Source organism: Pseudomonas sp. 05L36 (assembly GCF_056398125.1).
Window position 1 is genome coordinate 24,536 of record NZ_JBFTOU010000024.1, and the last position, 24,985, is coordinate 49,520.

Consider the following 24,985-nt stretch of genomic DNA (forward strand, 5'->3'; position numbering starts at 1 on the left):
GGTAACACACGCAATTGACTTCCCTCGTACTCCTCACGACTATAGGCGTCCCGCTGCCGCCAACACGGCGTTCAAGGGCGCAATCCAGGCCTTAAAAGCACGACAAAAGAACGTGCGCCTGTATTCAACGAAGAATCACGCGCGTTACTCGCAGTAGTTTCCACAGCGCCTGAATGAGGAACTTTTCATGCCAGCCATCACCCTGACCACCCTGCAAGGTCTGAAGCAAAAAGGTGAAAAGATCACCATGCTGACCTGCTACGACGCGACCTTCGCCCATGCCTGCAATCAGGCCGGCGTCGAAGTGCTGCTGGTGGGCGACTCCCTCGGCATGGTTTTGCAGGGCCACGACAGCACCTTGCCTGTCACCACTGCAGAAATGGCTTATCACGTGGCCGCCGTCAAACGCGGTAACAGCGATGCCCTGATCCTCGCCGACCTGCCTTTCATGGCCTACGCCACCACCGAGCAAACCATGACCAACAGCGCCCTGTTGATGCAGGCCGGCGCGCACATGGTCAAGGTCGAAGGAGCGTTGTGGCTGGCCGATTCGATCCGCCTGCTGGCCGAGCGCGGCATCCCTGTCTGCGCGCACATGGGCCTGACGCCGCAATCGGTGAACATCCTTGGCGGCTACAAGGTCCAGGGTCGCAATGAAAACCAGGCCCGGCAGATGCGTGCCGACGCGATTTCCCTGGAACAGGCTGGTGCGGCAATGTTGCTGCTCGAGTGCGTCCCGAGCGAACTGGCCGAAGAAATCACCCAGGCGGTGAAGATACCGGTGATTGGTATTGGCGCCGGCAATCGCACCGATGGCCAGGTGCTGGTTCTGCACGACATGCTGGGGCTGTCCATTACCGGCCGCTTGCCAAAATTCGTAAAAAACTTCATGACTGGCCAAACCAGCATTGAAGCTGCGTTGAATGCCTACGTGACTGAAGTCAAAGCGGCGACCTTCCCTGGGATCGAACACGGATTCTCTGCATGAACACCGTAAAAACCGTACGCGAACTACGGGCCGCAGTGGCCCGCGCCCGTAGCGAAGGCAAGCGCATCGCCTTTGTGCCAACCATGGGTAACCTGCACAGCGGTCACGTTGCACTGGTGACCAAAGCCTCCCAGCGGGCGGACTTCGTGGTGGCGAGCGTTTTCGTCAACCCGCTGCAATTCGGTGCTGGCGAAGACCTCGACAAGTACCCGCGCACCCTCGCCGCCGACCAGGAAAAACTGCTCCAGGCCGGTTGCCATTTGTTGTTTGCCCCCACTGTTGAAGAGATGTACCCCGACGGAATGGCCGGCCAGACCCGCGTCAGCGTCCCGCAACTGTCCGAAGGACTGTGCGGCGCCAGCCGGCCGGGTCATTTCGAAGGTGTGGCGACGGTGGTCAGCAAGCTGTTCAACATGGTCCAGCCGGACCTGGCGATTTTCGGCGAAAAAGATTTCCAGCAACTGGCGGTGATTCGTGCGCTGGTACATGACCTGAACATGCCGATCCAGATCATCGGTGAGCCGACCGTACGGGCGGCCGATGGCCTGGCGCTGTCGTCGCGCAACAGCTTCCTCAACGAAGAGCAACGCGCTGTGGCACCGGTGGTCTACCGCACGCTGAAAACGATCGGCGAGGCGATCAAGCAGGGTGAACGCGACTACCCGGCGCTGATCGGCACGCAGATCAAACAGCTCGAAACAGCCGGCCTGCGTCCTGACTATCTGGAAATCCGCCATGCCCTGACCTTGCGCCCAGCGACGGCGCAGGATCGTGACCTGGTGATTCTGGTGGCGGCCTTCCTGGGGACTACACGGTTGATCGACAACCTGCACCTGAACCTCGACGCTGCGGTTTAAACAGCAAGATCAAAGATCAAACAACAAAACCAAAATCAACGGCGAGATCAAAAGATCGCAGCCTGCGGCAGCGCCTACGCGCCTGTGGGCGCTGCCCGCCGTTCGATTCCGACCTGGGAAACACTCATGCACGCCATCATGCTCAAAGCCAAGCTGCATCGCGCCGAAGTCACCCACGCTGTACTCGATTACGAAGGCTCCTGCGCCATCGACGGTGAATGGCTGGACCTGTCCGGCATCCGCGAGTACGAACAGATCCAGATCTACAACGTCGACAACGGCGAGCGCTTCACCACCTACGCCATCCGTGGTGAAGAAGGCTCGCGCATGATCTCGGTCAATGGCGCCGCGGCGCACAAGGCCAAGGTCGGCGATCGCGTGATCATCTGCGCTTACGCTCATTACAGCGAAGCCGAACTGCTCAACTTCAAACCGCGCATGCTCTACATGGCACCGGGCAATGAATTGAGCCACACCAGCAACGCCATTCCGGTCCAGGTCGCCTGATCCGAGTCCTGTCTCTTCCGTTTGTCGGACCGTTCCTAACTTTGGTGTTAAAAAAGTACCGGAAACAGGTCAGACAAAGTCAAGACAGATCATTGCGCGGGGTTTACTGTATCCGCCCTGCGCCATGAAATCGTGTCGACGCAGTTGACCGGAACGCCCATCCATAGCGCTCCGGGATTTTTAGTGTTCAAAAGGCCGTTCAAGTAATAAGGAAACCCGCAGCGATGGCGTATTACCGCACTCCTCACGACGTTACCGCTCTGCCTGCCTGGCAAGCGTTGAATGACCACCGCCAAGCCATGCAGGATTTCAGCATGCGCGAAGCCTTCAATGCCGATCCGCAGCGTTTTACTCAATTCACCCTCAGTAGCTGCGGCCTGTTTCTCGACTATTCGAAAAACCTGATCAACGCCGAGACCCGCAATCTGCTGGTGGGCCTGGCCAACGAAGTCGACCTCAAGGGCGCGATCAAATCGCTGTTCGACGGCGAAATCGTCAACTCTTCCGAAGGCCGTCCGGCCCTGCACACGGCCCTGCGCCGCCCGGTTGGCGACAAGCTGTCGGTCAACGGCGTCAACGTGATGCCCGAAGTGCACAAGGTGCTGAACCAGATCACCGACCTCGTCGGCCGTATCCACGATGGTCTGTGGCGCGGTTACACCGAGAAGCCGATCACCGACGTGGTGAACATCGGCATCGGCGGCTCGTTCCTCGGCCCTGAGCTGGTGTCCGAAGCGCTGCTGTCCTACGCCCAGAAAGGCGTGCGTTGCCATTACCTGGCGAACATCGACGGCAGCGAGTTCCACGAACTGACCATGAAGCTGCGCGCCGAGACCACACTGTTCATCGTCTCGTCGAAATCCTTCAACACCCTCGAAACCCTGAAGAACGCCCAGGCTGCCCGTGCCTGGTACCTGGCCCAGGGTGGTTCGGAAGCCGAGCTGTATCGCCACTTCATCGCGGTATCGAGCAACAACGCCGCCGCGGTAGCGTTCGGCATCCGTGAAGAGAACATCTTCCCGATGTGGGACTGGGTCGGCGGGCGTTACTCGCTGTGGTCGGCCATCGGTTTGCCGATTGCCCTGGCCATCGGCATGTCCAACTTCAAGGAGTTGCTGTCCGGTGCCTACACCATGGACCAGCACTTCCAGAGCGCGCCGTTCGAACAGAACATGCCAGTGCTGCTGGCCCTGCTCGGCGTGTGGTACGGCAACTTCTGGGGCGCGCAAAGCCACGCGATCCTGCCGTACGACCATTACCTGCGTAACATCACCAAGCACCTGCAACAGCTGGACATGGAATCCAACGGCAAGAGCGTGCGCCAGGACGGCAAGCCAGTGTCCACCGACACCGGGCCGGTGATCTGGGGCGGCGTGGGTTGCAACGGTCAGCATGCCTATCACCAGTTGCTGCACCAGGGCACGCAGCTGATCCCGGCCGACTTCATCGTGCCGATCGTCAGCTTCAACCCGGTGTCCGACCACCACCAGTGGCTGTACGCCAACTGCCTGTCGCAGAGCCAGGCGCTGATGCTCGGCAAGACCCTTGGCGAGGCCGAAAACGAGCTGCGCGACAAAGGCATGAGTGAAACCGAGGTGCACAAACTCGCGCCGCACAAGGTGATCCCGGGCAACCGTCCGAGCAACACCCTGGTGGTCGAACGCATCAGCCCGCGTCGCCTCGGCGCTCTGGTGGCGATGTACGAACACAAAGTCTTCGTGCAAAGCGTGATCTGGGGCATCAATGCATTCGACCAGTGGGGTGTGGAGCTGGGCAAAGAGCTGGGCAAAGGCGTCTACAACCGCCTGGTCGGCAGCGAAGAAACCCCGGCCGAGGACGCCTCGACCCAAGGGCTGATCAATTACTTCCGTGGTCGTCATCGCGGGTGATTTGACAGAGGCAACAAGCCCCCCCTGTAGGAGCTGGCTTGCCAGCGAAGGCTGCGCGTCATTCAACGCTTATGTCGACTGACACATCGCTTTCGCTGGCAAGCCAGCTCCTACGAGGGTCGCACAGCTCCCCTCTTGAACCAATTGACCTCTCGGCGCATCTTTATCTTTGTCGCAAAACAAGAATAAGGAACCGTCATGTTCGATATCAGCACGTTCCCCAAAGCCGATGCCGTCCGCCGGGCTGCACAATTGAGTCAAGACGACTATCAGCGCCTGTACCGCGAATCCGTTGAACACCCCAGTACGTTCTGGGCCGAACAGGCCACGCGTTTTCTCGACTGGAGCGCGCCTTGGGAAACCGTCCAGCGCTACAACCTGAAAACCGGTGAAGCCAGCTGGTTTGCCGGCGCGCAATTGAACGTCAGCTACAACTGCATCGACCGGCACCTGGAGAAACGCGGCGATCAGGTCGCCATCATCTGGGAGGGCGACGACCCTGCCGACTCGACATCGATCACCTACAAGAAACTGCATGAAAACGTCTGCCGCCTGGCCAATGTGCTGAAAAGCCGTGGCGTGAAAAAAGGCGACCGCGTGTGCATCTACATGCCGATGATTCCCGAGGCGGCCTACGCCATGTTGGCCTGTACCCGCATCGGCGCGGTGCACTCGGTGGTGTTCGGCGGCTTCTCCCCGGAATCGTTGCGTGACCGCATTCTCGACGCCGACTGCCGCACCGTCATCACCGCCGATGAAGGCGTGCGTGGTGGCAAATTCGTACCGCTGAAACAGAACGTCGACAAGGCGCTGCAAAGCTGCCCGGACGTGAGCACCGTGCTGGTGGTCGAGCGCACCAAGGGGCAGGTGAACTGGGTCGAACGACGGGACATCAAGTATCAGCAGGCCCTGAGCGAAGCCAGCGCCGATTGCCCACCCGAGCCGATGGACGCCGAAGACCCGCTGTTCATCCTCTACACCTCCGGCAGCACCGGCAAACCCAAAGGCGTGCTGCACACCACCGGTGGCTACCTGCTGCAAGCAGCGATGACCTTCAAGTACGTACTGGACTACCGCGATGGCGAAGTCTTCTGGTGCACTGCCGATGTCGGCTGGGTCACTGGCCACAGCTACATCGTCTACGGCCCGCTGGCCAACGGCGCGACCACGCTGATCTTCGAAGGCGTGCCGAGCTACCCGAGTACTTCGCGCTTCTGGCAGGTGATCGACAAGCACAAGGTGAACATTTTCTATACCGCCCCGACGGCCCTGCGCGCACTGATGCGCGAAGGCCCCGAACCGTTGAAGCAAACATCCCGCGCGAGTATCAGGCTACTCGGCACGGTCGGCGAGCCGATCAACCCGGAAGCTTGGGAATGGTACTTCCATGAGGTCGGCGAAGAGCGCTGCCCGATCGTCGATACCTGGTGGCAGACCGAAACCGGCGGCATCATGCTCAGCCCGCTGGTCAGTGCACAGCGGATCAAACCCGGTTGCGCGACACAACCGATGTTCGGCGTGCAGCCGGTATTGCTCGACGAGCAGGGCAAGGAAATCAAAGGCGCCGGCAGCGGCGTACTGGCCATAAAGTCCAGCTGGCCGGCGCAGATCCGCAGCGTTTATCGCGACCCGCAGCGCATGGTCGACACCTATTTCAAACCCTACCCCGGCTACTACTTCACCGGCGACGGCGCACGGCGCGATGAGGATGGTGATTACTGGATCACCGGGCGCATCGACGATGTGATCAACGTGTCCGGCCACCGTATCGGCACCGCCGAAGTGGAAAGCGCCCTGGTGCTGCACGAGAGCATCGCCGAGGCCGCTGCGGTCGGTTACCCCCACGACATCAAGGGCCAGGGCATATACGTCTTCGTCACGCCCATGAACGGCGTCGAAACCAACGATGAACTGAAGAAAGAATTGCTGGCCCTCGTCAGCCAGGAAATCGGCAGTTTCGCCAAGCCGGACTTGATCCAGTGGGCACCAGCCTTGCCGAAAACCCGCTCAGGCAAGATCATGCGGCGCATTCTGCGCAAGATCGCCTGCAACGAACTCGACAACCTGGGCGACACTTCGACCCTGGCCGATCCAAGCGTGGTACAAGGCTTGATCGATAAACGCCTGAATCAATGACGTGCCTTTGTAGGAGCGAGCTTGCTCGCGATGAACTCAAGCGCGCCGCGTGTATTCAGGAGAAACGCGTTACCGTTAACGACCATCGCGAGCAAGCTCGCTCCTACAGAGTGGCCATGGAATTCATCCGCACCCGCATCGAAACCCAGATCATGAGCCTGAGCGGTTTGTCCCTGGGCAAACTCGACCTGGAAAACCCCAAGGGCGACCCGGGGCTGTTCGGGCCAGACTCGGTGAGCTGGCAAGTCCATGGTGATTTCAGCAGCATGCTGATCGGCGGCGTCAGCGCCCTGATGCTGCAAGCCCTGCACCCGCTGGCATTGGCCGGGGTCTGGGACCATTCGAACTTTCGTGAAGACATGCTCGGCCGCTTGCGCCGCACCGGGCAGTTCATCTCCGGCACTACGTTCGGTTCGCGACAGGACGCCGACTGGTTGATCGAGAAGGTCCGCACCATCCATCTGCAGATTACCGGCACTGCGCCCGATGGACGCCCCTACGCCGCCAGCGATCCCGATTTGCTGACATGGGTGCATGTGGCGGAAGTCAGCAACTTCCTCGCTGCGCATTTACGCTATCGCAACCCGCATCTTTCACCGGCCGATCAGGATCGCTATTACGCAGAAATCGCCTTGGTCGCCGAACGACTCGGGGCCCGGAATGTGCCCCGTTCTCGGCAGGAAATTGCCGACTACCTCGAGCACATACGTCCACAGTTGCTATGCGACGAACGCAGTCGCGAAGTCCTGCGCCTGTTGCTGAACGCCCCCTCCCCCAGTCGCCTGGCCAAGCCGTTTGGCGGTTTGATGATGCAGGCCGGGATCGATCTGCTGCCGGACTGGGCCAGTGCCATGCTCGGCGTCAGCCAGAATCCACTGCAACGCAAGCTGATCCGCGCCAGCGTCAATCACAGTGCGCCGATGCTGCGATGGGCGGTGCGCAATGGGTCGGTGCAGCGGGCTAAACGACGGATGGGCCTGTAGGAGCTGGCTTGCCAGCGATGAACGATAACGCGGATTGTCAGATAAGCCATGTTGCGGCCTTCGCTGGCAAGCCAGCTCCTACAGGTTGTGCTCCAAACTGTTAAACTCCCGCGCCCAATTTCCTCCTGCAAGGCGCCCAGCATGTCTTCCTTGAATCAGGCGCTGCGCGCCGCCCTCGATCAACGCCAGGACCTGCTCGCCGAACTGCACCAGCAAGGCACCGATTGCTATCGCCTGTTCCACGGCAGCCAGGAAGGCGCCGGTGGCCTGACCATCGACCGCTACGGCCCGCAATTGCTGGTGCAAAGTTTCCACCAGGCGCTGGAGCGCGAAACGCTGCTGCAACTGCACGAAACGATCAATCAGCACCTGGGTTATGACACCCTGCTGGTCTACAACGACCGCTCCCGTGGCAACTCGCGCATCGATCGCGAAGACATCGTCTACCGCGCCGACGAAGCCGCCCTGCAGGACCTGGTCGGCCACGAATGGGGCCTGAACTATCGGGTGCGGGGTCGCCATGCCGGACAAGACCCGCTGCTGTTCCTCGACCTGCGCAACACCCGTGGCTGGGTCAAGGACCACAGCAAAAACAAAAGCGTGCTGAACCTGTTCGCCTACACCTGTGGTGTCGGCCTCAGTGCTGCCGCCGGCGGCGCGCGCGAGGTGTGCAACCTGGACTTCGCCGAAGGCAACCTGGCGGTCGGCCGAGAGAACGGTCAACTCAACCCGCAGTTGCCAACCATGGAATTTATCCAGTCCGACTACTTCCCGGCCATTCGCCAACTGGCCGGCCTGCCGATCAGCCAGCGCCGCGGGCAAAAACTGCCGAGCTATCAGCGCCTGGAACAGCGCCAGTACGATCTGGTACTGCTGGATCCACCGGCCTGGGCCAAGAGCGCATTCGGCACCGTCGACCTGCTGCGCGACTACCAGAGCCTGCTCAAACCCGCCCTGCTGACCACCGCCGACAACGGCGTGCTGATCTGCTGCAACAACCTGGCAAAAGTCAGCATGGACGACTGGCGCGAGCAGGTTTTGCGTTGTGCAGAGAAGGCCGGGCGGCCGGTGCGTGAGTGGAGCGTGATGACGCCAGGCGCCGACTTCCCGTCGATGGATCAGCAACCACCGCTGAAAACCCTGATCCTGCAGCTCTGATTGCTGTGGGAGAAATCTGAAACTTACTGAACAGGGCGATCACTTGGGAACCGGAAACGCGTGCCATACTCCAAGGCACTCCGATCCAGACAGATGAAGCCACACATGTACAAAGGATTGATTCGCGCCATTGGTGCCTTGTTGACTGCTCTGGCCCTCTACAGCTTGCTGGGCTTTCTGATTTTACCGGGTGTGGCGCTGCGCGTTGCCAACCAGCAACTGGCCAACTACGCCACCACACCGGCCACGATCCAGCGGATCGAATTCAATCCGTTCAGCCTTGAACTGACCCTTTGGGGCTTGAATATCGGCGAGCCCGGCAAGGAGCAGGTCGGTTTCGAACGTCTGTACGCCAATCTGCAACTCGACAGCCTGTGGACCAAGGCGGTGCACCTGTCCGATGTCGAACTGGACAAGCCCAAGACCGAAATCCTGTTCAGCAAGGACGGCAAACTCAATCTGCTGGGGCTGTTCAAACTGCCAGCGAGCGAACCCACACCCGCCAACCCGGATGCCAAGCCGTTTCCGCTGCGCATCGAGCGGATCAAGCTGGCCGGCGGCGCCGTGCACTTTGAAGATGCCCGGCCCAGCGAGCCCATCGAGTTTCTCTACGACACACTCGATTTCGAGCTGAAGAACCTCAGCACTCTGCCCGATGACAGCGCCGACATGACCTTGGTGGCCGTCGGCCCCAATGGCGGACAAATCGACTGGACCGGCAACTTCAGCCTGATCCCGATCGCTTCCGAAGGTAAGCTGAAAATCACCGATGGCAAAATGAAGGCCTTTTGGCCCTATGTGCGCGACGCCGTGCCACTGGACCTCGAAAACGGCATCATGAGCATCAGTACCGACTACAAATTCAGCCTGGCCAAGGAAACCGAGCTGCTGCTGAGCAATGTAGCGGTCAACATTGCACCCTTCGCGATCAAGGCCCCGGATGGCCGGCCGCTGGTGAAGCTCGAGCGCCTGGACGTCAGCGAAACCACCGTGGACCTGGCCAAACAGCAAGTGGTGGTCGGCAAGATCCGCAGCCACAAACTGGAAACCTGGGCCGCTCTGGAACCGGACGGCCAACTCGACTGGCAGAAACTGTTCGCCAGCCAACCGTCAAAACCCACCGCCAAAGCCAAGGCGGATGCCGAACCAGCCAGCACTCCGGCGGCGGCAGACTCACCGAAGCCCGAACCGGCCGCCCCAGGCAAACCCTGGCAGGTGTTGCTCAAGGATGTGCAGTTGCGCGATTACCAGGTGCATCTGGCCGACCGCAAGGCACAACCTGCCGTCGCCCTGGATCTGAGCCCGCTGAACCTCGACCTGCAAAACTTCGACAGCCTCAACGGCCCACCCTTTACCCTCAAGCTCGATACCGGCGTGGGCAAGCAAGGCAAGATCATGGCCGACGGCGAGGTCAACCTGGCCCCGGTCAGCGCCAGACTAAAGGTCCAGACCAGGGACATCGACCTGCGTGTTGCCCAGTCCTACATCACGCCGTTCATTCGCCTGGAGCTGCGCAGCGGCATGCTCGCCAGCGATCTGGCGGTCGACCTGAAAAGCACCGAGCCCCTGGCCTTCAACGTCACAGGCCGCGCCCAGGTCGATCAGTTGCATACCCTGGACACCCTGAAAACCCGCGACTTCCTCAAGTGGCAACAGGTCGTGGTCGAAGGCCTGAACTATCAGCATGGGGACAGCCTGTCGATCGACAAGATCAACCTGTTCCAGCCCTATGCGCGCTTCATGATCAACGATGATCGCACCACCAACATCGATGACCTGCTGATTCCGCAACCGGCAGACTCCGGGGCAAAACCAGCGGCAAGCAAACCCGCCAGCAACGAAAAACCGTTGGGCATCCACATCGGCGGCATTTTCATCAATGACGGTTCGGCCAACTTTGCCGACTTCAGCCTGACCCCGAACTTCGCCACCGCCATTCAGCAACTCAACGGGCAGATCGGCACCATCGACAGCCGCCAGCCGAAACCGGCCAGTGTCGACGTCAAGGGCAAGGTCGATCGCTACGCGCCAGTGACCATCAAGGGCTCGGTCAATCCGTTCGACCCGATGGCCAGTCTCGACATCGCCACCAGCTTCAAACGCGTGGAACTGACCACGCTGACGCCCTACTCCGGCAAGTTCGCCGGCTACCGTATCCGCAAGGGCCGGCTCAATCTCGACCTGCACTATCAGATCACCAAGGGCCAGCTCAAAGCTGAAAACAAAGTGGTGGTTGAACAACTGCAACTGGGGGAAAAAGTCGACAGCCCGGATGCCGTGAGCCTGCCGCTGAAACTGGCGATAGCCTTGCTCAAGGACGTCGACGGCAAGATCTCCATCGAACTGCCGGTCAGCGGCGACCTGAACAACCCTCAGTTCAGCGTCATGCCGATTATCTGGCAGACCCTGCGCAACCTGATCGTCAAAGCCGCGGCGGCGCCGTTCAAGCTCATTGGCGGGCTGGTCAACGGAAGTGGCGCGGAAGACCTGGGTAGTGTTTCCTTCGCAGCGGGTTCCAGCGACTTGGGCAAGGACGCCGAAGGCGCTTTGGACAAACTGTCCAAGGCGCTCAAGGAACGCCCGGCCCTGCGCCTGGAAATCGAAGGCACCGCCGCCCAGAGCGCCGATGGCCCACTGATCGCCGAACAACGCCTGGAGCGTGAGTACCAGTACAACTACTACAAAATGCTCCAGCGCCGCGGCGACAAGGTCCCGGCCCAGGCTTCGTTGCTGGAAGTGCCAGACGGGGAAAAAGGCCCGCTGCTCGAAGGTATCTACCGCACCCGCCTGAAAACCCAGCCCCCCGCCGAATGGAAGGATCTGGGCAAGGAAGAGCGCACCACGAAAATGCGTGCCGAGGTGATCAAGTTCTGGAGCTCCAGTGACGTGCTGTTGCGTCAACTGGGCCAGGAACGCGCCAGCAGCATCAAGGATTACCTGGTCGACAAGGCCAAACTGGAGGATACCCGGGTGTATTTCATCGACGCCAATCTGGGCGAGGCAGAAAGTGACGGCCGCGTGGTAACACCGATGCATCTGGACGCCGAGTGATGGTTCGGTGGCTGCTGGCAGGCCTGGTTCTGGTGCTATCCGCCAGTCAGGCCTGGGCGGCCGATACCCTGCGCTGTGGCAGCCAATTGATCAGCATCGGCGATCGCTCCAGCGAAGTTCTGCAGAAATGCGGTGAACCGGTCAGTCGCGAATTGTTGGGTTACAAACGCAGTGCAGATCGGCGCGAGGAGTTTCAGGTCGAGGAATGGACCTACGGACCGAATGGAGGGATGTATCAATACTTGCGGTTCGAAGGTAATCGGCTGAAACAGATCACCAGCAAACGCGGAAACTGACCCCACCCCCAATTCATGTGAACTCGCTCCTACAAATTGATTTTCAGCATTACACATAGAACAGGCCCCGGCAAAAATGCGCGGGGCCTGTGGCGGCCGCATCCTTATGGCCCTTCGCATGAACACTCAGGTTGCAACAGACGTATAACTGGGCCCGTCTGTCGCACCTTCTCCCGATCCAGGCGAGAAGCCTTGCCTTACTCGGCTTTCAGGCCGTCAGCGGAGACCGCCTTGACGCCTTTGATTTTCTTGGTGATAGCCACAGCCATTTCTTTTTGCGAATCGGTCACGGCGGTGGTCGATGACAGCGATACCACGCCTTTGTTGGTTTCAACCTTGATGTCGCTACCTGGAATGCCTTTTTCGGTCATCAGGTCGGCTTTGACTTTAGTGGTGATCCAGGTATCGGAAGTAGCTTCTGTAGCCTTGGTCATTTCACCCGCCGCCAAGGTCATTGGAGCCTGGGTGGCTTGAGTGGTCTGGGCGAATGCCGCGTTTGCCATGGTCAGGGTCAGCGCGGTGGCAGTAGCGGCAGCGATAGCGAACTTCTTCATACGAGTAACTCCTGTTTTTCGGAAAGTCTGCCGGGTGTCTTGTCGGCAGGGTTACCAAGGATATTGCGAACGCTGTGCCAACTTTGAAATAGAGAAAAAAACCTTATTAATCAATAAGTTATAACATCAGCCAATTTTCGAAATCATGCAAAATGCACGAGAAGCACAAACACTGCATGCAAGTTGCGGGTTTACGGAAAGTTCCTAAGATGCTGAAATTTCTGAGCTTTATCTGCGGCATTTGACGACGGGTCGACAAACAGGAAAAACCCCGCAAAAGCGGGGAATTGATTCAGCACTTCATGCCGCAGACCCGGAACACCCTTTAGGCAAGTAATCCGGGGAAACGCTGCTCTTACATGACCAGCCTTTGGTTTCGTCCCGTGTCAGGGTGACGGTTTTGCCCTGGACCACGCCTGGGGCATTGTTCAACGTACATACGATTGATCCCGCCCCCTCCGGTGTTGTAGCCGTCACAGACAGGGTGCAGTGGCTGGTCGATGTCGCACCGGCGGGCGCCACGTTGGCAATTGTCGGGGTTTCCCCCTGGCTGATCACATCCTCGAACGGCACCTTCATTGCAGTCAGTTCGGCCAGCGCCGCCGTGACCTTGGCCCGGGCCTGGTACTTGGAATACATCGGCAGGCCCAGTGTTGCCAGGATCCCGATGATCGCCACCACGACAAGCAACTCGATCAGGGTAAAACCTTTCTGATTGTTCATGTACAAGCTCCATGCATGAGTCGAAGGCTCATGACCTGCCCCATGGCAGCACAGCCTGTGCCAAGGCGAGAAGCCCCTGTTGGCAGGGGGCGTGGTGGCCGCAAAGCCCTTACCTACTACCTGGATCAGCACTATCTGACGTTTTTTGTCACCTTACCCTTGCGGGTTTGGCCCCGTCCCTTGACTAGGCTATAAGAGCAATTCAATCGGAATACCCAGGACTGAACATGGCGGTCAAGGCAGCGAAAATCAGCGTGTATGCATGGGAAGGCATCGACCGCAAAGGCACAAAAGTGACCGGCGAACTCAGCGCTCAAAACCCGGCGCTGATCAAGGCGAAGCTGCGCAAACAAGGCATCAGTCCCGGCAAGGTTCGCAAGAAAAACCATTCGGTGTTCAACATGGGCAAGCGCATCAAGGCCCAGGACATTGCCCTGTTCACCCGGCAAATGGCGACGATGATGAAGGCCGGGGTGCCGTTGCTGCAGTCGTTCGACATCATCGGCGAGGGCTTCGACAATCCGGCCATGCGCAAGCTGGTGGACGAACTGAAACAGGAAGTCGCGGCAGGCAGCAGCTTCGCCGCCGCCCTGCGCAAGAAGCCCCGCTATTTCGATGAGCTGTATTGCAACCTGGTGGATGCCGGCGAGCAGGCCGGTGCCCTCGACACCCTTTTGGAGCGGGTCGCGACCTACAAGGAAAAAAGCGAAAGCCTCAAGGCCAGGATCAGGAAAGCCATGACCTACCCGCTGGTAGTGGTGTTCGTCGCGGCGATTGTCACCGGGATTCTGCTGGTCAATGTCGTGCCGCAGTTCGAGTCGGTGTTCAAGGGCTTTGGCGCCGAACTGCCGGCCTTCACCGTGATGGTCATTGGCCTGTCGCAGTTCATGCAGGCCTGGTGGTGGATGGTCCTTGGCACGCTGACTACTATGGCCTTCGGCGTGCGCCACGCCCTCAAGACATCCCCGGTCTTCCGTGACCGGATGGACACCTGGCTGCTGAAACTGCCGCTGGTGGGCACCCTGATGCACAAGTCCGCCGTGGCCCGGTTCGCCCGTACACTGTCGACCACTTTCGCTGCCGGCGTGCCGCTGGTGGAGGCCCTGGAATCAGTGGCCGGTGCGACCGGCAATAGCGTGTTCAAGCGCGCGGTATTGCGCATCCGGCAGGACATCTCGACCGGCATGCAATTGAATTTCGCCATGCGTACCTGCGGCGTCTTCCCGAACATGGCGATACAAATGACTGCCATCGGCGAAGAGTCTGGCACCCTGGACGCTATGCTCGACAAAGTCGCGGGATTCTACGAAGACAACGTCGATAACATGGTCGATAACCTCACCAGCCTGATGGAGCCGTTCATCATGGTGGTGCTGGGTGTTATCGTCGGTGGACTGGTAGTTGCCATGTACTTGCCCATCTTCCAACTTGGCTCAGCGATCTGACATGCCCTTGAATGAAATCCTGATTCACTCTCCGCTGGCCTTTGTCCTTCTCGCAGGCATCACCGGCCTGCTGGTCGGCAGTTTCCTCAATGTCGTGATCTGGCGCCTGCCGAAAATGCTCGAACGCGACTGGCGTGAGCAGGCCCATGACATTCTCGGGCTGCCTGGCGAAACGCCGCTGCCGACCTACAACCTGTTGCTGCCCCATTCCCAGTGCCCACACTGCGGTCACCGAATCCGCACCTGGGAAAACATCCCGCTGCTCAGTTATGTGTTTTTGCGCGGCCGCTGTTCAGCCTGTGCGGCGGCGATCAGCCCGCGCTATCCGTTGACCGAACTGGCCTGTGGCCTTTTGTCGGCGTTTGTTGCCTGGCACTTCGGCTTCGGTTGGCCGGCCGCCCTGGTGCTGTTCCTGAGCTGGGGCTTGCTGGCGATGAGCCTGATCGACGCCGAACATCAGATATTGCCGGACGTACTGGTGCTGCCGTTGATGTGGCTGGGGTTGATCGTCAACAGTTTCGGCCTGTTCGTGTCGTTGCACGAGGCGCTTTGGGGTGCGATAGCCGGCTACTGCGTGCTGTGGTCGGTGTTCTGGCTGTTCAAGCTGATCACGGGCAAGGACGGCATGGGCTACGGAGATTTCAAGCTGCTGGCGATGCTGGGCGCCTGGGGTGGCTGGCAGATTTTGCCGCTGACCATCCTGCTGTCCTCGCTGGTGGGTGCCATTATCGGGCTGATGCTGCTGCGCTGGCGCAATGCAAAAACCTCGACGCCGATCCCTTTCGGTCCCTATCTGGCCATTGCCGGCTGGATTGCGTTGCTCTGGGGTGGTCAAATAACCGACCTCTATTGGCAGTTTGTCGGTTTGAAATGAATAGCCCTGTGGAAAAACCCTGGATTCTCGGCCTGACCGGCGGTATCGGCAGCGGTAAAAGTGCGGCCGCCCAACACTTCATCGATCTGGGCGTGCATGTGGTCGACGCCGATCATGCCGCTCGCTGGGTAGTTGAACCTGGCCGCCCGGCACTGGCACAAATCGCCGGGCACTTCGGCCCAAGCGTGTTGCAAACCGACGGGCAACTGGACCGCGCAGCGCTACGCAAATTGATCTTCGAAGTGCCTGAAGAACGCCGCTGGCTGGAGGCCCTCCTGCATCCGCTGATCGGCGAGGAGATCGCTCACCACCTGGCGCTGGCAAAATCGCCTTATGCGATTCTGGTTTCGCCGCTGCTGATCGAGTCCGGGCAATACGCCATGACCCAACGGGTGCTGGTGATCGATGCCCCCGAACAATTGCAGATCGAACGTACCCTGCAACGTGACCAGACCAGCGAGCAGCAAGTCCAGGCGATCCTCAAGGCCCAGTCCAGCCGCCAGGATCGCGTGAGCCATGCCGACGACGTCGTGGTCAATGACCGCGACCTTGCCTGGCTGCACAGCGAGGTCGAACGCCTGCATCACTTTTATCTTTCTTTGCGTGGAGGCCAGTCATGAGCCAACCAACAACCGTCGAATGCCCAACCTGTGGCGCCCCCGTGGAATGGACCGCCGAGAGCAAATTCCGGCCATTCTGCTCCGACCGCTGCAAACTGATCGACCTGGGCGCCTGGGCGTCCGAAGAACACAAGATTCCAGTGGCTCCCGATGCCGAGGACGAGATGTTCAGCGGCGACTTCGACCCGCGCCACTGATCCATCGACTGGGCGATTCCAGGTCTTGATGCGGATCAGGACTTGGGATCGTCGTCCTTCCAGGGAGCCGAGAGGTAGCGTGTGCGGTTGAACGTCTCCAGCCATTCCGGGCAGAACACCACCAGCGCACTGACGATCATGCCGTTGATAAACGCTTCGGGAAAAATAATCAGCCACAGATATCCGACAAAATCTTCCAGCCAGTACGGCATGGCAAAACGCTCGTTGAACCATAACAACCACAGCGCCAGCAGCAGGCACAGCAACGCCGACAGCGCGGCGGCAAAGAATCCGGAAACGAAGATATACACGAAGGGATTTCGTGGCTGCGCACGCTCCACCAGAATGGCGCAGCACTCGGTGACCAGCACCGGCAGCGCAATCAACAGCGCGCCATTGACCCCGACCGCCGCCAGGTCCTGTCGGCCGAGCAACACCAGCCCCGTTTGCGCAACCAACCCGCCGACCAGCGCCAGCGGCCAGTCCAGCAGCAGGGTCACCGCTGTCATGCCGATGAAGTGGTAAGACACACCGGTATCAAAGTCGCGCCGCACCAGCCACAACAGAAACAGCGCAAACACCGTTCCAAACAGCAGATGCTGACGACGGCTGTCGGTAAACAGTTCAACCCACGGCGCGCGACAGATCGCCCAGATCAACACCGGCACATAGATCAGCCAGCCGACCGCAAGGGTTTGCGATGACAGCAACTCTGCACCGATCATGGCTACGCGCGCCTCCCAGGCGAAGAACAACCGACACTCAGTCTACACCGCCGCTCGCCTGCCCTTCGACTTCAAGCCCAATGCCGTGGATCGTTCATCACCGCATCATGTTCGGCGAACAGCTTCGGTAGCTCAGACTTGAGAAAGTCCACCCAGGTGCGGACCTTGGCATCGAGAAAGCGTCGCGAAGGATACAGCGCATAAACATTGCGTTCGCGCAGGCGCCATGCCGGTAACACGCGCAGCAAAGTGCCGTCGCTCAAGGGCCGCGTCGCGGTGTAGAACGGCAGCAGGCTGATGCCCATGCCCGCCTCCGAAGCCTTGACCATCGACTCGGCAACATTGCACTGAAAGGTCTTGGCCGGGCTGACGGCGTGCTCGCCGTGCTCGTCCTGGAACAGCCATTGATCGCTGTACAGCGGGTCGAGCATGCGCAGGCATTGATGATCGTTCAGCGCCAACGGCTGCTGCGGCACGCCCCGGCGTTGCAAGTAAGCCGGGGAGGCACAGGGCACGCTGTAGATTTGCCCGATGGCCTGCGCAACCATTTGCGAGTCGGCAAGTTCCGGAGCGATCGAAATCACCACATCGTGCCCCTCCTCCAGCGGATCGGGATTGCGCTGCGACAAGGTCAGCTCGAACACCACATCGGGATAAAGCTCGCTGTAGCGGGCGATCAACGGCGTGAGCAGCACACCCAGGCCGTTCATGCTGTGCACCCGCAGGCGTCCGGCCGGATTGATATGAGCGCCACGGGCCTCGGCCGTCGCCTCATCCATGGCTTCGACGATTTGCCGGCTGCGCGGCAGGAAGCGCTCGCCGGCGTCGGTCAGGCTCAAGCGCCGCGTGGTGCGTTGCAGCAGACGCGCCTGTACATGTTCCTCCAGATCCGCCACCAATCGGGATACCTGCGCGGTCGACAGATCCAGCGCATCGGCAGCCCCGGTGAAACTGGCGCAGTCCACCACCCGGATGAACACGCGCAAGTTGTTAAGCACATCCATAAGTCCCCCTCGGGTGATGACTGTTACGTTTTATGTAAGGCTGCATCCGCCGTTCGCCCCTTTATCCGTCGGTGGCAAAGACTAAAATTCAGACATCAGAACCGACACGGAGCACGCCAACATGAAAACGTTGATCAGCCTGTTGCTGACCGTCATCGCCACCTCGGCCATGGCCGCCGACAACGAGCCCCTCGCGGTCCTGTACAACCCGGCGCAGCCACTGGACATCGCCAAGGTGGTTTCTGTGTCCGACACGGCGACCGCGTGCGGGGTTGTACCGGCGACCATGGAGTATGTCGATCATCAGGGCCAGACCCACCGCGTGACCTATAACGTCATGGGTGATTGCACCAGCAATCTGTGATCACCAGGCTCACAGCAAGGTCCACGTGTAGCTGAGGATCAAGCGGTTCTCGTCGATATCACTGCGGTAGTTTGAACGCGCCATCGCGTTGCGCACACGGATGCCTAGGCCTTTGAGACTGCCGCTCTGCAACACATAGCCGATGTCCAGGTCACGCTCGCGATCCTTGCCTTCAAAGCCCTTGCCGGTATCGACATTGTTGCCGCTGATGTAGCGCACGGTACTGGTCAGCCCCGGTACGCCGAGCGCCGCGAAATCGTAGTCGTAGCGCGCCTGCCAGGAACGTTCATCGGTGAAAGCGAACTCGTAGGTCGGCACTTCGTTGCCCAGCGGCGAGATGTTGGCAAACACCCGTGGAAATGCACTGTCACCGAACATGCCCTGATAGCCGACGTAAAACGTATGGCCGCCACGCTTGGCCGACAGCAACGAGAAGAACGCCTGGTTGTCGATGTTGCCCAGCAGTTTCTTGCCGTCCTCGCGCGAATCGTAGTAACCGAGGTTGGCGCCGAGGATCCAGTTGCCCACCGGCTCGCTGTGCTTGAGGCCCAGGAAGCGCTGGTTATAGATGTCTTCCAGTTGCCCGTACCAGGCGCTGACCGAGCTGCGCTTGTCGTTGAAGACATAATCAGCGCCAGCAAAATTGAAACCGTCACTGCTGACCTGGCGCTGCGGCACATGACCGAGCATGGCTTGCATCTTTTCGTCGCCAGCCTCGTTGCGCAGGCTGGTTGAACTCAAGTGGCCACCCTGTAGCGTCAGGCCATTGATCTCGTTGGAAGTGATGCTTGCGCCCTGATAACTCGGCGGCAACAGGCGAATATCGCTGAATGCCAACACCGGCAGATTGGGTTGCAGCTCACCGACTTTCAGCTCGGTTTTGGAGTAGCGCATCTTCAACGCGCCTTCCAGGCGGCTGTAGTTATCCGCCGCGCGGCCGTCGCCCTGCACCGGCAGCAAACCGGTATTGGTCCGGTCCGGAGCGCTGTCGAGCTTGAGGCCGAGCAAGCCGATGACGTCCACCCCAAACCCGACGGTGCCCTGGGTGTATCCGGACTTCACGTTGAGGATGAAACCCTGGGCCCACTCTTCAGCCTTCGATTGCTGGTTGGCGCCAACGATGTCGGAATAGTCGCGGCTGAAGTAGTAATTGCGCGCCTGCAACGTCGCGGTGGTGTCTTCGACAAAGCCTTTTTCAGCGGCCATCGCACCCGTGGAAAAACTCGAGACGACAGCCAGGGACAACGCCGAACCGGTTGTTGGGAGAATCTGTTTCATCGTTTTTCTCTTATTGTTATTGATCGACTGATTGAAGGACTTCAGTTGCAGTGGATTTGCGAGGGAGAACGGGACGACGGGCGCTCAACAGCACATGGGTGACCATGCCGAAAATCAGCCCCCAGAACGCCGCGGACAAACCGAACAACGACATGCCCGAAGCCGTGACCAGAAAGGTCACCAGCGCGGCTTCACGATCGCTCGGCACCGCCATCGCTCCCGTCAACGCACCGGCAATGGCGGCGAACAAGGCCAGCCCGGCCAGCGCCGCAATCAACTCTTTGGGGAACGCTGAAAACAGCGAGACCAGCGTGGCGCCAAAGATCCCCAACAGCAGGTAGCACAGGCCGCCGACGACCCCGGCCACGTAGCGTTTGCGAGGTTCTTCGTGGGATTCTCGACCGGTGCAGATCGCCGCGGTGATCGCCGCCAGATTCAGTCCATGGCAACCAAACGGCGCCAGCAATGCCGTGCCCAGCGCGCTACTGGCGATGATCGGGCTCGCCGGCGTTGGATATCCACTGGCGCGCAGCACCGCCATGCCGGGCACGAACTGACCGGTCAGCGCCACCATCACCAGCGGCAAGGCGATGTTCAGGATCGCGCCCAGGCTGAACTCGGGCGTAATCCACACCGGCGTAGCCAGGCCGATCACCAGCGCTTCACGATGCAAATCACCGCTGAACGCGGCGATCGAACACCCCACCAGCAGCACCATCATCACCGCATAACGCGGCATCACCCGCTTGCAGATCAGGTAGCAGGCAAACATCGCCAGGACCAGCAACGGTTTGTGCTGCATCGACACAAACAACCCGGTGCCGAAACTGAACAGGATCCCCGCCAGCATCGCCGCCGCGATGGCTGCGGGCAGCTTGCTGATGATCCGGTCGAAAGCGCCCGAGAGGCCAACCGCGAAAATGATCAGGCTGCTGACCAGATAAGCCCCCACCGCCTCTGCCATGGAAATTTCCGGCAACAGCGTCACCAGCAACGCCGAGCCCGGCGCCGACCAGGCGATGATCACCGGAACGCGGTAGCGCAGGCTCAAACCGATACCGAGCACGGCGCTGCCAATGGAGATCGCCCAGATCCAGGACGACAACACTTCCCGCGAAAGATGAGCCGCTTCTGCCGCCTGAAAGATGATCACCAACGGGCCGGCATAGGAAATCACCGTGGCAATGAATCCAGCCACGGTGGCTGACAACGAGAAGTCCTGGAAAAACGCTTTCATGATTCAGGCACCGGTCGCTGACAATGCTGGGTTGACGCCAGCAGCGCTACGTTGGCTGCTGATGGCGAACACGGTCATGGCCAGGGCTGCCACCGCACCGGGCAAGGCAAACGCCATGAAGTTCAGTTGCAGGGGCAAGCTGATCCCGAGCAAGGCGCCGCCCAGCAGCGGACCGACGATGGCCCCGTTGCGCCCAATGCCCGACGCCCAGCCCAGACCGGTTGAACGAATCGTCATGGAATAAAACTGCGCGGCGCAGGCGTACAAAAGAATCTGCGAGCCAATGGTGGTGGCACCCGCAATGGCGATCAGCAGGTACAACACCGGCATCGGGCTGTTGAAGCCCAACAGCGTGATCGACACCGCCGCCAAGGCGAAAAACACCGCCAGCACCCGCGGCAGATTGAGTTTGTCGCCCAGCACCCCGCCACCGACCGCGCCGAAAATCGCCCCGAAGTTCAACACCAGCAGGAACGACAGGCTCGAACCCAGGCTGTAACCGGCGTTGGCCATCAGTTTCGGCAGCCAGGAACTCAGCGCGTACACCATCAACAGACAGCAGAAAAACGCCAGCCACAGCATCAACGTGCGCAGCGCACGGCCTTCATGGAACAACTGCAACACCGGGGTGCCCGTGCCTTTCACTTCGGCCATGTGCAATTGATCGGACGTTTGCGCGACGTAGGCCGGATCAATCCGCTGGAGAATATTGCGCGCCCGTTCATTACGCCCCTGACGCAACATGAAGCCCACCGATTCGGGCAGGAAATACATGATCAGCGGCAACAACAGCAACGGCAGGATCGCCACGTAAAACACCGACTGCCATCCAAAACTCGGGATCAGCACAATGCCCAGCCCGGCGGACAGCATGCCGCCCACCGAGTAACCGCTGAACATGATCGCGACCAACGTGCTGCGGATTTTTTTCGGCGCGTACTCGTTCATCAGCGCCACGACATTAGGCATCACGCCGCCAATGCCAAGCCCGGCAATGAAGCGACACAGTCCGAACTCCGTGGGGTTGCGGGCGAATCCGTTGAGCACGGTGAAACCACTGAAGAGCATCACGCAGATCGTGATGGCTTTCTTGCGGCCGATCCTGTCCGACAGCGGTCCGAAGAACAGCGCGCCGAACATCATGCCGAACAGTGCATAGCTACCCAGTGCACCCGCTTGCAGAGGACTGAGCCCCCACTCTTTCATCAGCATCGGCAAGACCACGCCGTAGATCACCAGATCGTAACCGTCGAAGATGATGATCAGGGCACACCAGAACAGCACCATCCAGTGAAAGCGGTTGAAGCGAGCGTTGTCGATAACCTCATGTACGTCGATCTTGCGCATGGCATATATCTCTTGTTGTTGTTTTTTTAGAGCGGCGGTAACACGGCTTACGTCCGTACAGCCGAGGGTAGAGCCGCCCGATACGTGGCAATAGCCAGTGAGCGCAGATCACTATCCGTTTTGTGCAGGGCCCTGGAACGGGCATGGGAACGGAAGGCATTGAGCCTCTCCGATAAATTGTCTTCTTTGCGATCACATTTGAACGCTAAGCTTGGGCCTATGGATGACTCAGATTATTTACGCCTGCTGACCATCGCGGCCGAGCAAGCCAACGCATTTCTGTCCAATGCCCGCAAATGGGAGCGTGAGCGTTGGGTTTGCCAGCGCCTGCTGCAAGGCTTGAACATTCCCTATCGTGCCGATGAATTCGCCCCCGCCGGGGAGCCGCCTGATGTGTTGTTTCGCGATGCCAGTTTCGAGGTGTTCTTCGTGCTCGACGAGGGCCGGCGCCTCAACGATGAATGGCGCGACGAACTGCAGCGCCGACGTAGCGCGTTTTCCCTGAGTCAACTGGTGCGCCGCGAGGCCAAGCCACGACGTATCCCCGCCAACGAGTTCTTGCTGCGATTGGCGCCGACTTTGCGCAAAAAAGCGCACAACTACAAAGAGCGCGGCATGGATCTGGGTGAGCTGGACATCATTGCCTTCGCCAGCCTCAAACGCGAAGTGCTGGACCTCAACAGCCATTTTCCGCCGCCGACCGAATACCTGCGACAGGGCTGGCGTTCGCTGTCATTGGTTGGGCCGACATTCGCCCGCGTGCTGTTCGCTCACCCGGATGCGCCGGACTTCTTGCGCAGCAACCTGGGGCGCAGCATTGTTTTTGATGTCGGGATCAGTCTGTGAGCCTCGAGCCTTTCTCCGGTCAGCAGCTAAGCTGCGTTCACAGCTGAATATTTTCCCTGTAGCTTCTACACATTCAGCAACGTCTACCCCTGACGAGGCCCGATATGACCAGCCGCCTGAACCCCGACGACCAAAAGCATGTCGAAGAGTACCTGCAGTTGTCCCAGCACCAAGTCGAGCGCCGGCCTTTCCGGCCGTGGATGCTCCTTGTACTGGTCTTGGCAGTGACCATTGGTCTGGGCTTGTTGAGCCGACTTATCAGTTACCTGACGCTATGAGCAGCCTCGCGCTCGCTCGGGTAATTGCACCGATTTCCTTTAGCCTTGCGAGTTATCCCCATGTCCCATCGTATTGTCATTGTCGGCGGCGGCGCCGGCGGTCTGGAGTTGGCTACCCGTCTGGGTAAGACTCTGGGCAAGCGCGGCACAGCCAGCGTGATGCTGGTCGACGCGAACCTGACCCACATCTGGAAACCGTTGTTGCACGAAGTGGCGGCCGGTTCCCTGAACTCTTCCGAAGATGAACTCAACTATGTCGCCCAGGCCAAATGGAACCACTTCGAGTTCCAGCTGGGGCGCATGAGCGGGCTCGATCGCGCGAAGAAAAAAATCCAGCTGGCCGCCACCTATGACGAAGCTGGTGTGGAGCTGGTGCCGGCCCGCGAAGTGCCTTACGACTCGCTGGTGATCTCAGTCGGCAGTACCACCAACGATTTCGGCACCCAGGGCGCGGCGCAACACTGCCTGTTCCTCGACACCCGCAAACAGGCCGAGCGCTTCCACCAGCAATTGCTCAATCACTATTTGCGCGCTCACGCCGGTCAGACCGACACGATCGAGCAAATCAGCGTGGCCATCGTCGGCGCCGGTGCCACCGGAGTCGAGCTGGCCGCCGAACTGCACAACGCCGCCCATGAATTGGCAGCCTATGGCCTGGACCGGATCAAACCGGAAAACATGCACATCACCTTGATCGAAGCCGGGCCACGGGTATTACCCGCGCTGCCGGAGCGCATCGGCGGGCCTGTGCATAAAACCCTGGAGAAACTCGGGGTCAACGTCATGACCAATGCTGCGGTCAGCGAAGTGACGGCCGACAGCCTGATCACCGCCGACGGCAAAGTGATCAACGCTAGCCTGAAGGTCTGGGCGGCGGGGATTCGCGCACCGGGTTTCCTCAAGGACATCGATGGCCTGGAAACCAACCGCATCAATCAGCTGCAAGTGCTGCCGACCCTGCAGACCACCCGTGACGAGAACATCTTCGCCTTCGGTGACTGCGCCGCCTGCCCGCAACCGGGCAGCGACCGCAATGTGCCGCCACGTGCCCAGGCCGCTCACCAACAGGCTTCGTTGCTGGCCAAATCGCTGAAACTGCGCATCGAAGGCAAGGCGCTGCCGGAGTACAAGTACACCGACTACGGCTCGCTGATCTCACTGTCGCGTTTTTCGGCTGTGGGTAACCTGATGGGTAACCTCACCGGCAGCGTGATGCTCGAGGGCTGGCTGGCGCGGATGTTCTACGTGTCGCTGTACCGCATGCACCAGATGGCGCTGTACGGGCCGTTCCGCACGGCAATGCTGATGCTGGGCAGCAAGATCGGGCGCGGGACTGAGCCTCGCTTGAAGCTGCATTAAGATCCTCGACGCCTGACAGGGCCTCTTCGCTGGCAAGCCAGCTCCTACAGGACCGCATCAATCTTGTAGGAGCTGGCTTGCCAGCGAAGCTTCTCATGGCCCCCACAAAAAACCGAAACAAAAAAAATCCCCGTATCTTTCGATACGAGGATTTTTAATATGGTCGGGGTAAGGGGATTCGAACTCCTGACATCCTGCTCCCAAAGCAGGCGCGCTACCGGACTGCGCTATACCCCGGTAAAAAAAAGGCACCTTTGAAAGGCGCCTTC

24 protein-coding genes and 1 tRNA gene are annotated in these 24,985 nt (G+C 59.8%); 17 read left to right on the forward strand and 8 right to left on the reverse strand.

Annotated elements, in window-relative coordinates:
• Positions 1 to 187 precede the first annotated feature (187 nt).
• The 9 genes from panB to AC1DKH_RS23065 all read left to right on the forward strand — a co-directional run bounded on the left by panB (position 188) and on the right by AC1DKH_RS23065 (position 11,865).
• Positions 188 to 988 (forward strand): 3-methyl-2-oxobutanoate hydroxymethyltransferase, encoded by an 801-nt coding sequence (gene panB / locus AC1DKH_RS23025; protein WP_477799405.1) that lies wholly within the window; start codon positions 188 to 190, stop codon positions 986 to 988.
• The gene (panC, locus tag AC1DKH_RS23030) at positions 985 to 1,845 is read left to right on the forward strand and encodes a pantoate--beta-alanine ligase (RefSeq protein WP_477799406.1); all 861 of its coding nucleotides are present in this window, start codon (positions 985 to 987) and stop codon (positions 1,843 to 1,845) included. The genes panB and panC overlap by 4 nt, the downstream gene beginning before the upstream one ends.
• A gap of 126 nt (positions 1,846 to 1,971) precedes the next feature.
• Positions 1,972 to 2,352, forward strand: a complete 381-nt coding sequence (gene panD, locus AC1DKH_RS23035) for an aspartate 1-decarboxylase (RefSeq protein ID WP_003228271.1) — start codon at positions 1,972 to 1,974, stop codon at positions 2,350 to 2,352.
• A gap of 224 nt (positions 2,353 to 2,576) precedes the next feature.
• Positions 2,577 to 4,241: a glucose-6-phosphate isomerase gene (pgi, locus tag AC1DKH_RS23040; RefSeq protein ID WP_477764626.1), complete on the forward strand. Its 1,665-nt coding sequence runs from the start codon at positions 2,577 to 2,579 to the stop codon at positions 4,239 to 4,241.
• Positions 4,242 to 4,439: 198 nt separating this feature from the next.
• Positions 4,440 to 6,377 carry an acetate--CoA ligase gene (gene acs / locus AC1DKH_RS23045; protein WP_477799407.1) on the forward strand — a complete coding sequence of 646 codons (1,938 nt, stop codon included), beginning with the start codon at positions 4,440 to 4,442 and terminating at the stop codon, positions 6,375 to 6,377.
• A gap of 116 nt (positions 6,378 to 6,493) precedes the next feature.
• Positions 6,494 to 7,360, forward strand: coding sequence for an oxygenase MpaB family protein (locus AC1DKH_RS23050; RefSeq protein ID WP_477756077.1), 867 nt, complete (start codon positions 6,494 to 6,496; stop codon positions 7,358 to 7,360).
• Positions 7,361 to 7,501: 141 nt separating this feature from the next.
• Positions 7,502 to 8,518 (forward strand): class I SAM-dependent rRNA methyltransferase, encoded by a 1,017-nt coding sequence (locus AC1DKH_RS23055; RefSeq protein WP_477764629.1) that lies wholly within the window; start codon positions 7,502 to 7,504, stop codon positions 8,516 to 8,518.
• A 93-nt stretch (positions 8,519 to 8,611) separates the two neighbouring features.
• Entirely contained in the window at positions 8,612 to 11,569 is a 2,958-nt protein-coding gene (locus tag AC1DKH_RS23060) for a DUF748 domain-containing protein (protein ID WP_477799408.1), read from the forward strand.
• Entirely contained in the window at positions 11,569 to 11,865 is a 297-nt protein-coding gene (locus tag AC1DKH_RS23065; protein WP_477799409.1) for a DUF2845 domain-containing protein, read from the forward strand. Before AC1DKH_RS23060 ends, AC1DKH_RS23065 begins: the two co-directional genes overlap by 1 nt.
• A gap of 197 nt (positions 11,866 to 12,062) precedes the next feature.
• Here AC1DKH_RS23065 and AC1DKH_RS23070 read toward each other — a convergent pair whose 3' ends face one another.
• A complete protein-coding gene (locus AC1DKH_RS23070; RefSeq protein WP_477756239.1) occupies positions 12,063 to 12,419 on the reverse strand; it encodes a BON domain-containing protein in 357 nt (118 codons plus the stop codon).
• A 300-nt stretch (positions 12,420 to 12,719) separates the two neighbouring features.
• A complete protein-coding gene (locus AC1DKH_RS23075) occupies positions 12,720 to 13,142 on the reverse strand; it encodes a pilin (RefSeq protein WP_477799410.1) in 423 nt (140 codons plus the stop codon).
• Between the two features lie 227 nt (positions 13,143 to 13,369).
• Between AC1DKH_RS23075 and AC1DKH_RS23080 the strand changes: the two genes are divergently transcribed.
• The 4 genes from AC1DKH_RS23080 to yacG are packed head-to-tail and all read left to right on the forward strand — an operon-like array spanning position 13,370 to position 16,278.
• A complete protein-coding gene (locus AC1DKH_RS23080) occupies positions 13,370 to 14,587 on the forward strand; it encodes a type II secretion system F family protein (protein WP_477764633.1) in 1,218 nt (405 codons plus the stop codon).
• A 1-nt stretch (position 14,588) separates the two neighbouring features.
• Complete coding sequence (locus AC1DKH_RS23085) at positions 14,589 to 15,461, forward strand: prepilin peptidase (RefSeq protein WP_477799411.1); 873 nt, start codon at positions 14,589 to 14,591, stop codon at positions 15,459 to 15,461.
• Complete coding sequence (gene coaE / locus AC1DKH_RS23090; RefSeq protein ID WP_477759968.1) at positions 15,458 to 16,081, forward strand: dephospho-CoA kinase; 624 nt, start codon at positions 15,458 to 15,460, stop codon at positions 16,079 to 16,081. Before AC1DKH_RS23085 ends, coaE begins: the two co-directional genes overlap by 4 nt.
• The gene (gene yacG, locus AC1DKH_RS23095; RefSeq protein WP_007970539.1) at positions 16,078 to 16,278 is read left to right on the forward strand and encodes a DNA gyrase inhibitor YacG; all 201 of its coding nucleotides are present in this window, start codon (positions 16,078 to 16,080) and stop codon (positions 16,276 to 16,278) included. Before coaE ends, yacG begins: the two co-directional genes overlap by 4 nt.
• A 35-nt stretch (positions 16,279 to 16,313) precedes the next feature.
• Here the strand turns inward: yacG and AC1DKH_RS23100 are convergent, their stop codons facing one another.
• Positions 16,314 to 17,003 carry an energy-coupling factor ABC transporter permease gene (locus AC1DKH_RS23100; protein WP_477753717.1) on the reverse strand — a complete coding sequence of 230 codons (690 nt, stop codon included), beginning with the start codon at positions 17,001 to 17,003 and terminating at the stop codon, positions 16,314 to 16,316.
• A 71-nt stretch (positions 17,004 to 17,074) separates the two neighbouring features.
• Positions 17,075 to 18,007, reverse strand: coding sequence for a LysR family transcriptional regulator (locus AC1DKH_RS23105; protein WP_477799412.1), 933 nt, complete (start codon positions 18,005 to 18,007; stop codon positions 17,075 to 17,077).
• A gap of 121 nt (positions 18,008 to 18,128) precedes the next feature.
• Between AC1DKH_RS23105 and AC1DKH_RS23110 the strand changes: the two genes are divergently transcribed.
• Positions 18,129 to 18,371: a DUF2790 domain-containing protein gene (locus AC1DKH_RS23110; RefSeq protein WP_057713259.1), complete on the forward strand. Its 243-nt coding sequence runs from the start codon at positions 18,129 to 18,131 to the stop codon at positions 18,369 to 18,371.
• Between the two features lie 9 nt (positions 18,372 to 18,380).
• Here the strand turns inward: AC1DKH_RS23110 and AC1DKH_RS23115 are convergent, their stop codons facing one another.
• Genes AC1DKH_RS23115 through AC1DKH_RS23125 form a run of 3 tightly spaced genes read right to left on the reverse strand, consistent with a single transcriptional unit; the run spans position 18,381 to position 22,233 of the window.
• Complete coding sequence (locus tag AC1DKH_RS23115; protein WP_477799413.1) at positions 18,381 to 19,649, reverse strand: OprD family porin; 1,269 nt, start codon at positions 19,647 to 19,649, stop codon at positions 18,381 to 18,383.
• A 16-nt stretch (positions 19,650 to 19,665) separates the two neighbouring features.
• Positions 19,666 to 20,886, reverse strand: a complete 1,221-nt coding sequence (locus tag AC1DKH_RS23120) for a benzoate/H(+) symporter BenE family transporter (protein WP_477799414.1) — start codon at positions 20,884 to 20,886, stop codon at positions 19,666 to 19,668.
• Positions 20,887 to 20,889: 3 nt separating this feature from the next.
• Complete coding sequence (locus AC1DKH_RS23125; protein WP_477799415.1) at positions 20,890 to 22,233, reverse strand: aromatic acid/H+ symport family MFS transporter; 1,344 nt, start codon at positions 22,231 to 22,233, stop codon at positions 20,890 to 20,892.
• A gap of 219 nt (positions 22,234 to 22,452) precedes the next feature.
• Here AC1DKH_RS23125 and AC1DKH_RS23130 point away from each other — a divergent pair, with 219 nt between their 5' ends.
• The 3 genes from AC1DKH_RS23130 (at position 22,453) to AC1DKH_RS23140 (ending at position 24,716) form a co-directional block, all read left to right on the forward strand.
• Positions 22,453 to 23,079, forward strand: a complete 627-nt coding sequence (locus AC1DKH_RS23130) for a DUF1780 domain-containing protein (protein ID WP_007970534.1) — start codon at positions 22,453 to 22,455, stop codon at positions 23,077 to 23,079.
• A gap of 104 nt (positions 23,080 to 23,183) precedes the next feature.
• Positions 23,184 to 23,357 carry a DUF3094 domain-containing protein gene (locus AC1DKH_RS23135; protein ID WP_007970531.1) on the forward strand — a complete coding sequence of 58 codons (174 nt, stop codon included), beginning with the start codon at positions 23,184 to 23,186 and terminating at the stop codon, positions 23,355 to 23,357.
• A 60-nt stretch (positions 23,358 to 23,417) separates the two neighbouring features.
• Positions 23,418 to 24,716, forward strand: coding sequence for an NAD(P)/FAD-dependent oxidoreductase (locus tag AC1DKH_RS23140; RefSeq protein WP_223454827.1), 1,299 nt, complete (start codon positions 23,418 to 23,420; stop codon positions 24,714 to 24,716).
• 160 nt (positions 24,717 to 24,876) lie between these two features.
• Here AC1DKH_RS23140 and AC1DKH_RS23145 read toward each other — a convergent pair.
• Positions 24,877 to 24,953 (reverse strand) — tRNA-Pro (locus AC1DKH_RS23145).
• Positions 24,954 to 24,985: the final 32 nt, after the last annotated feature.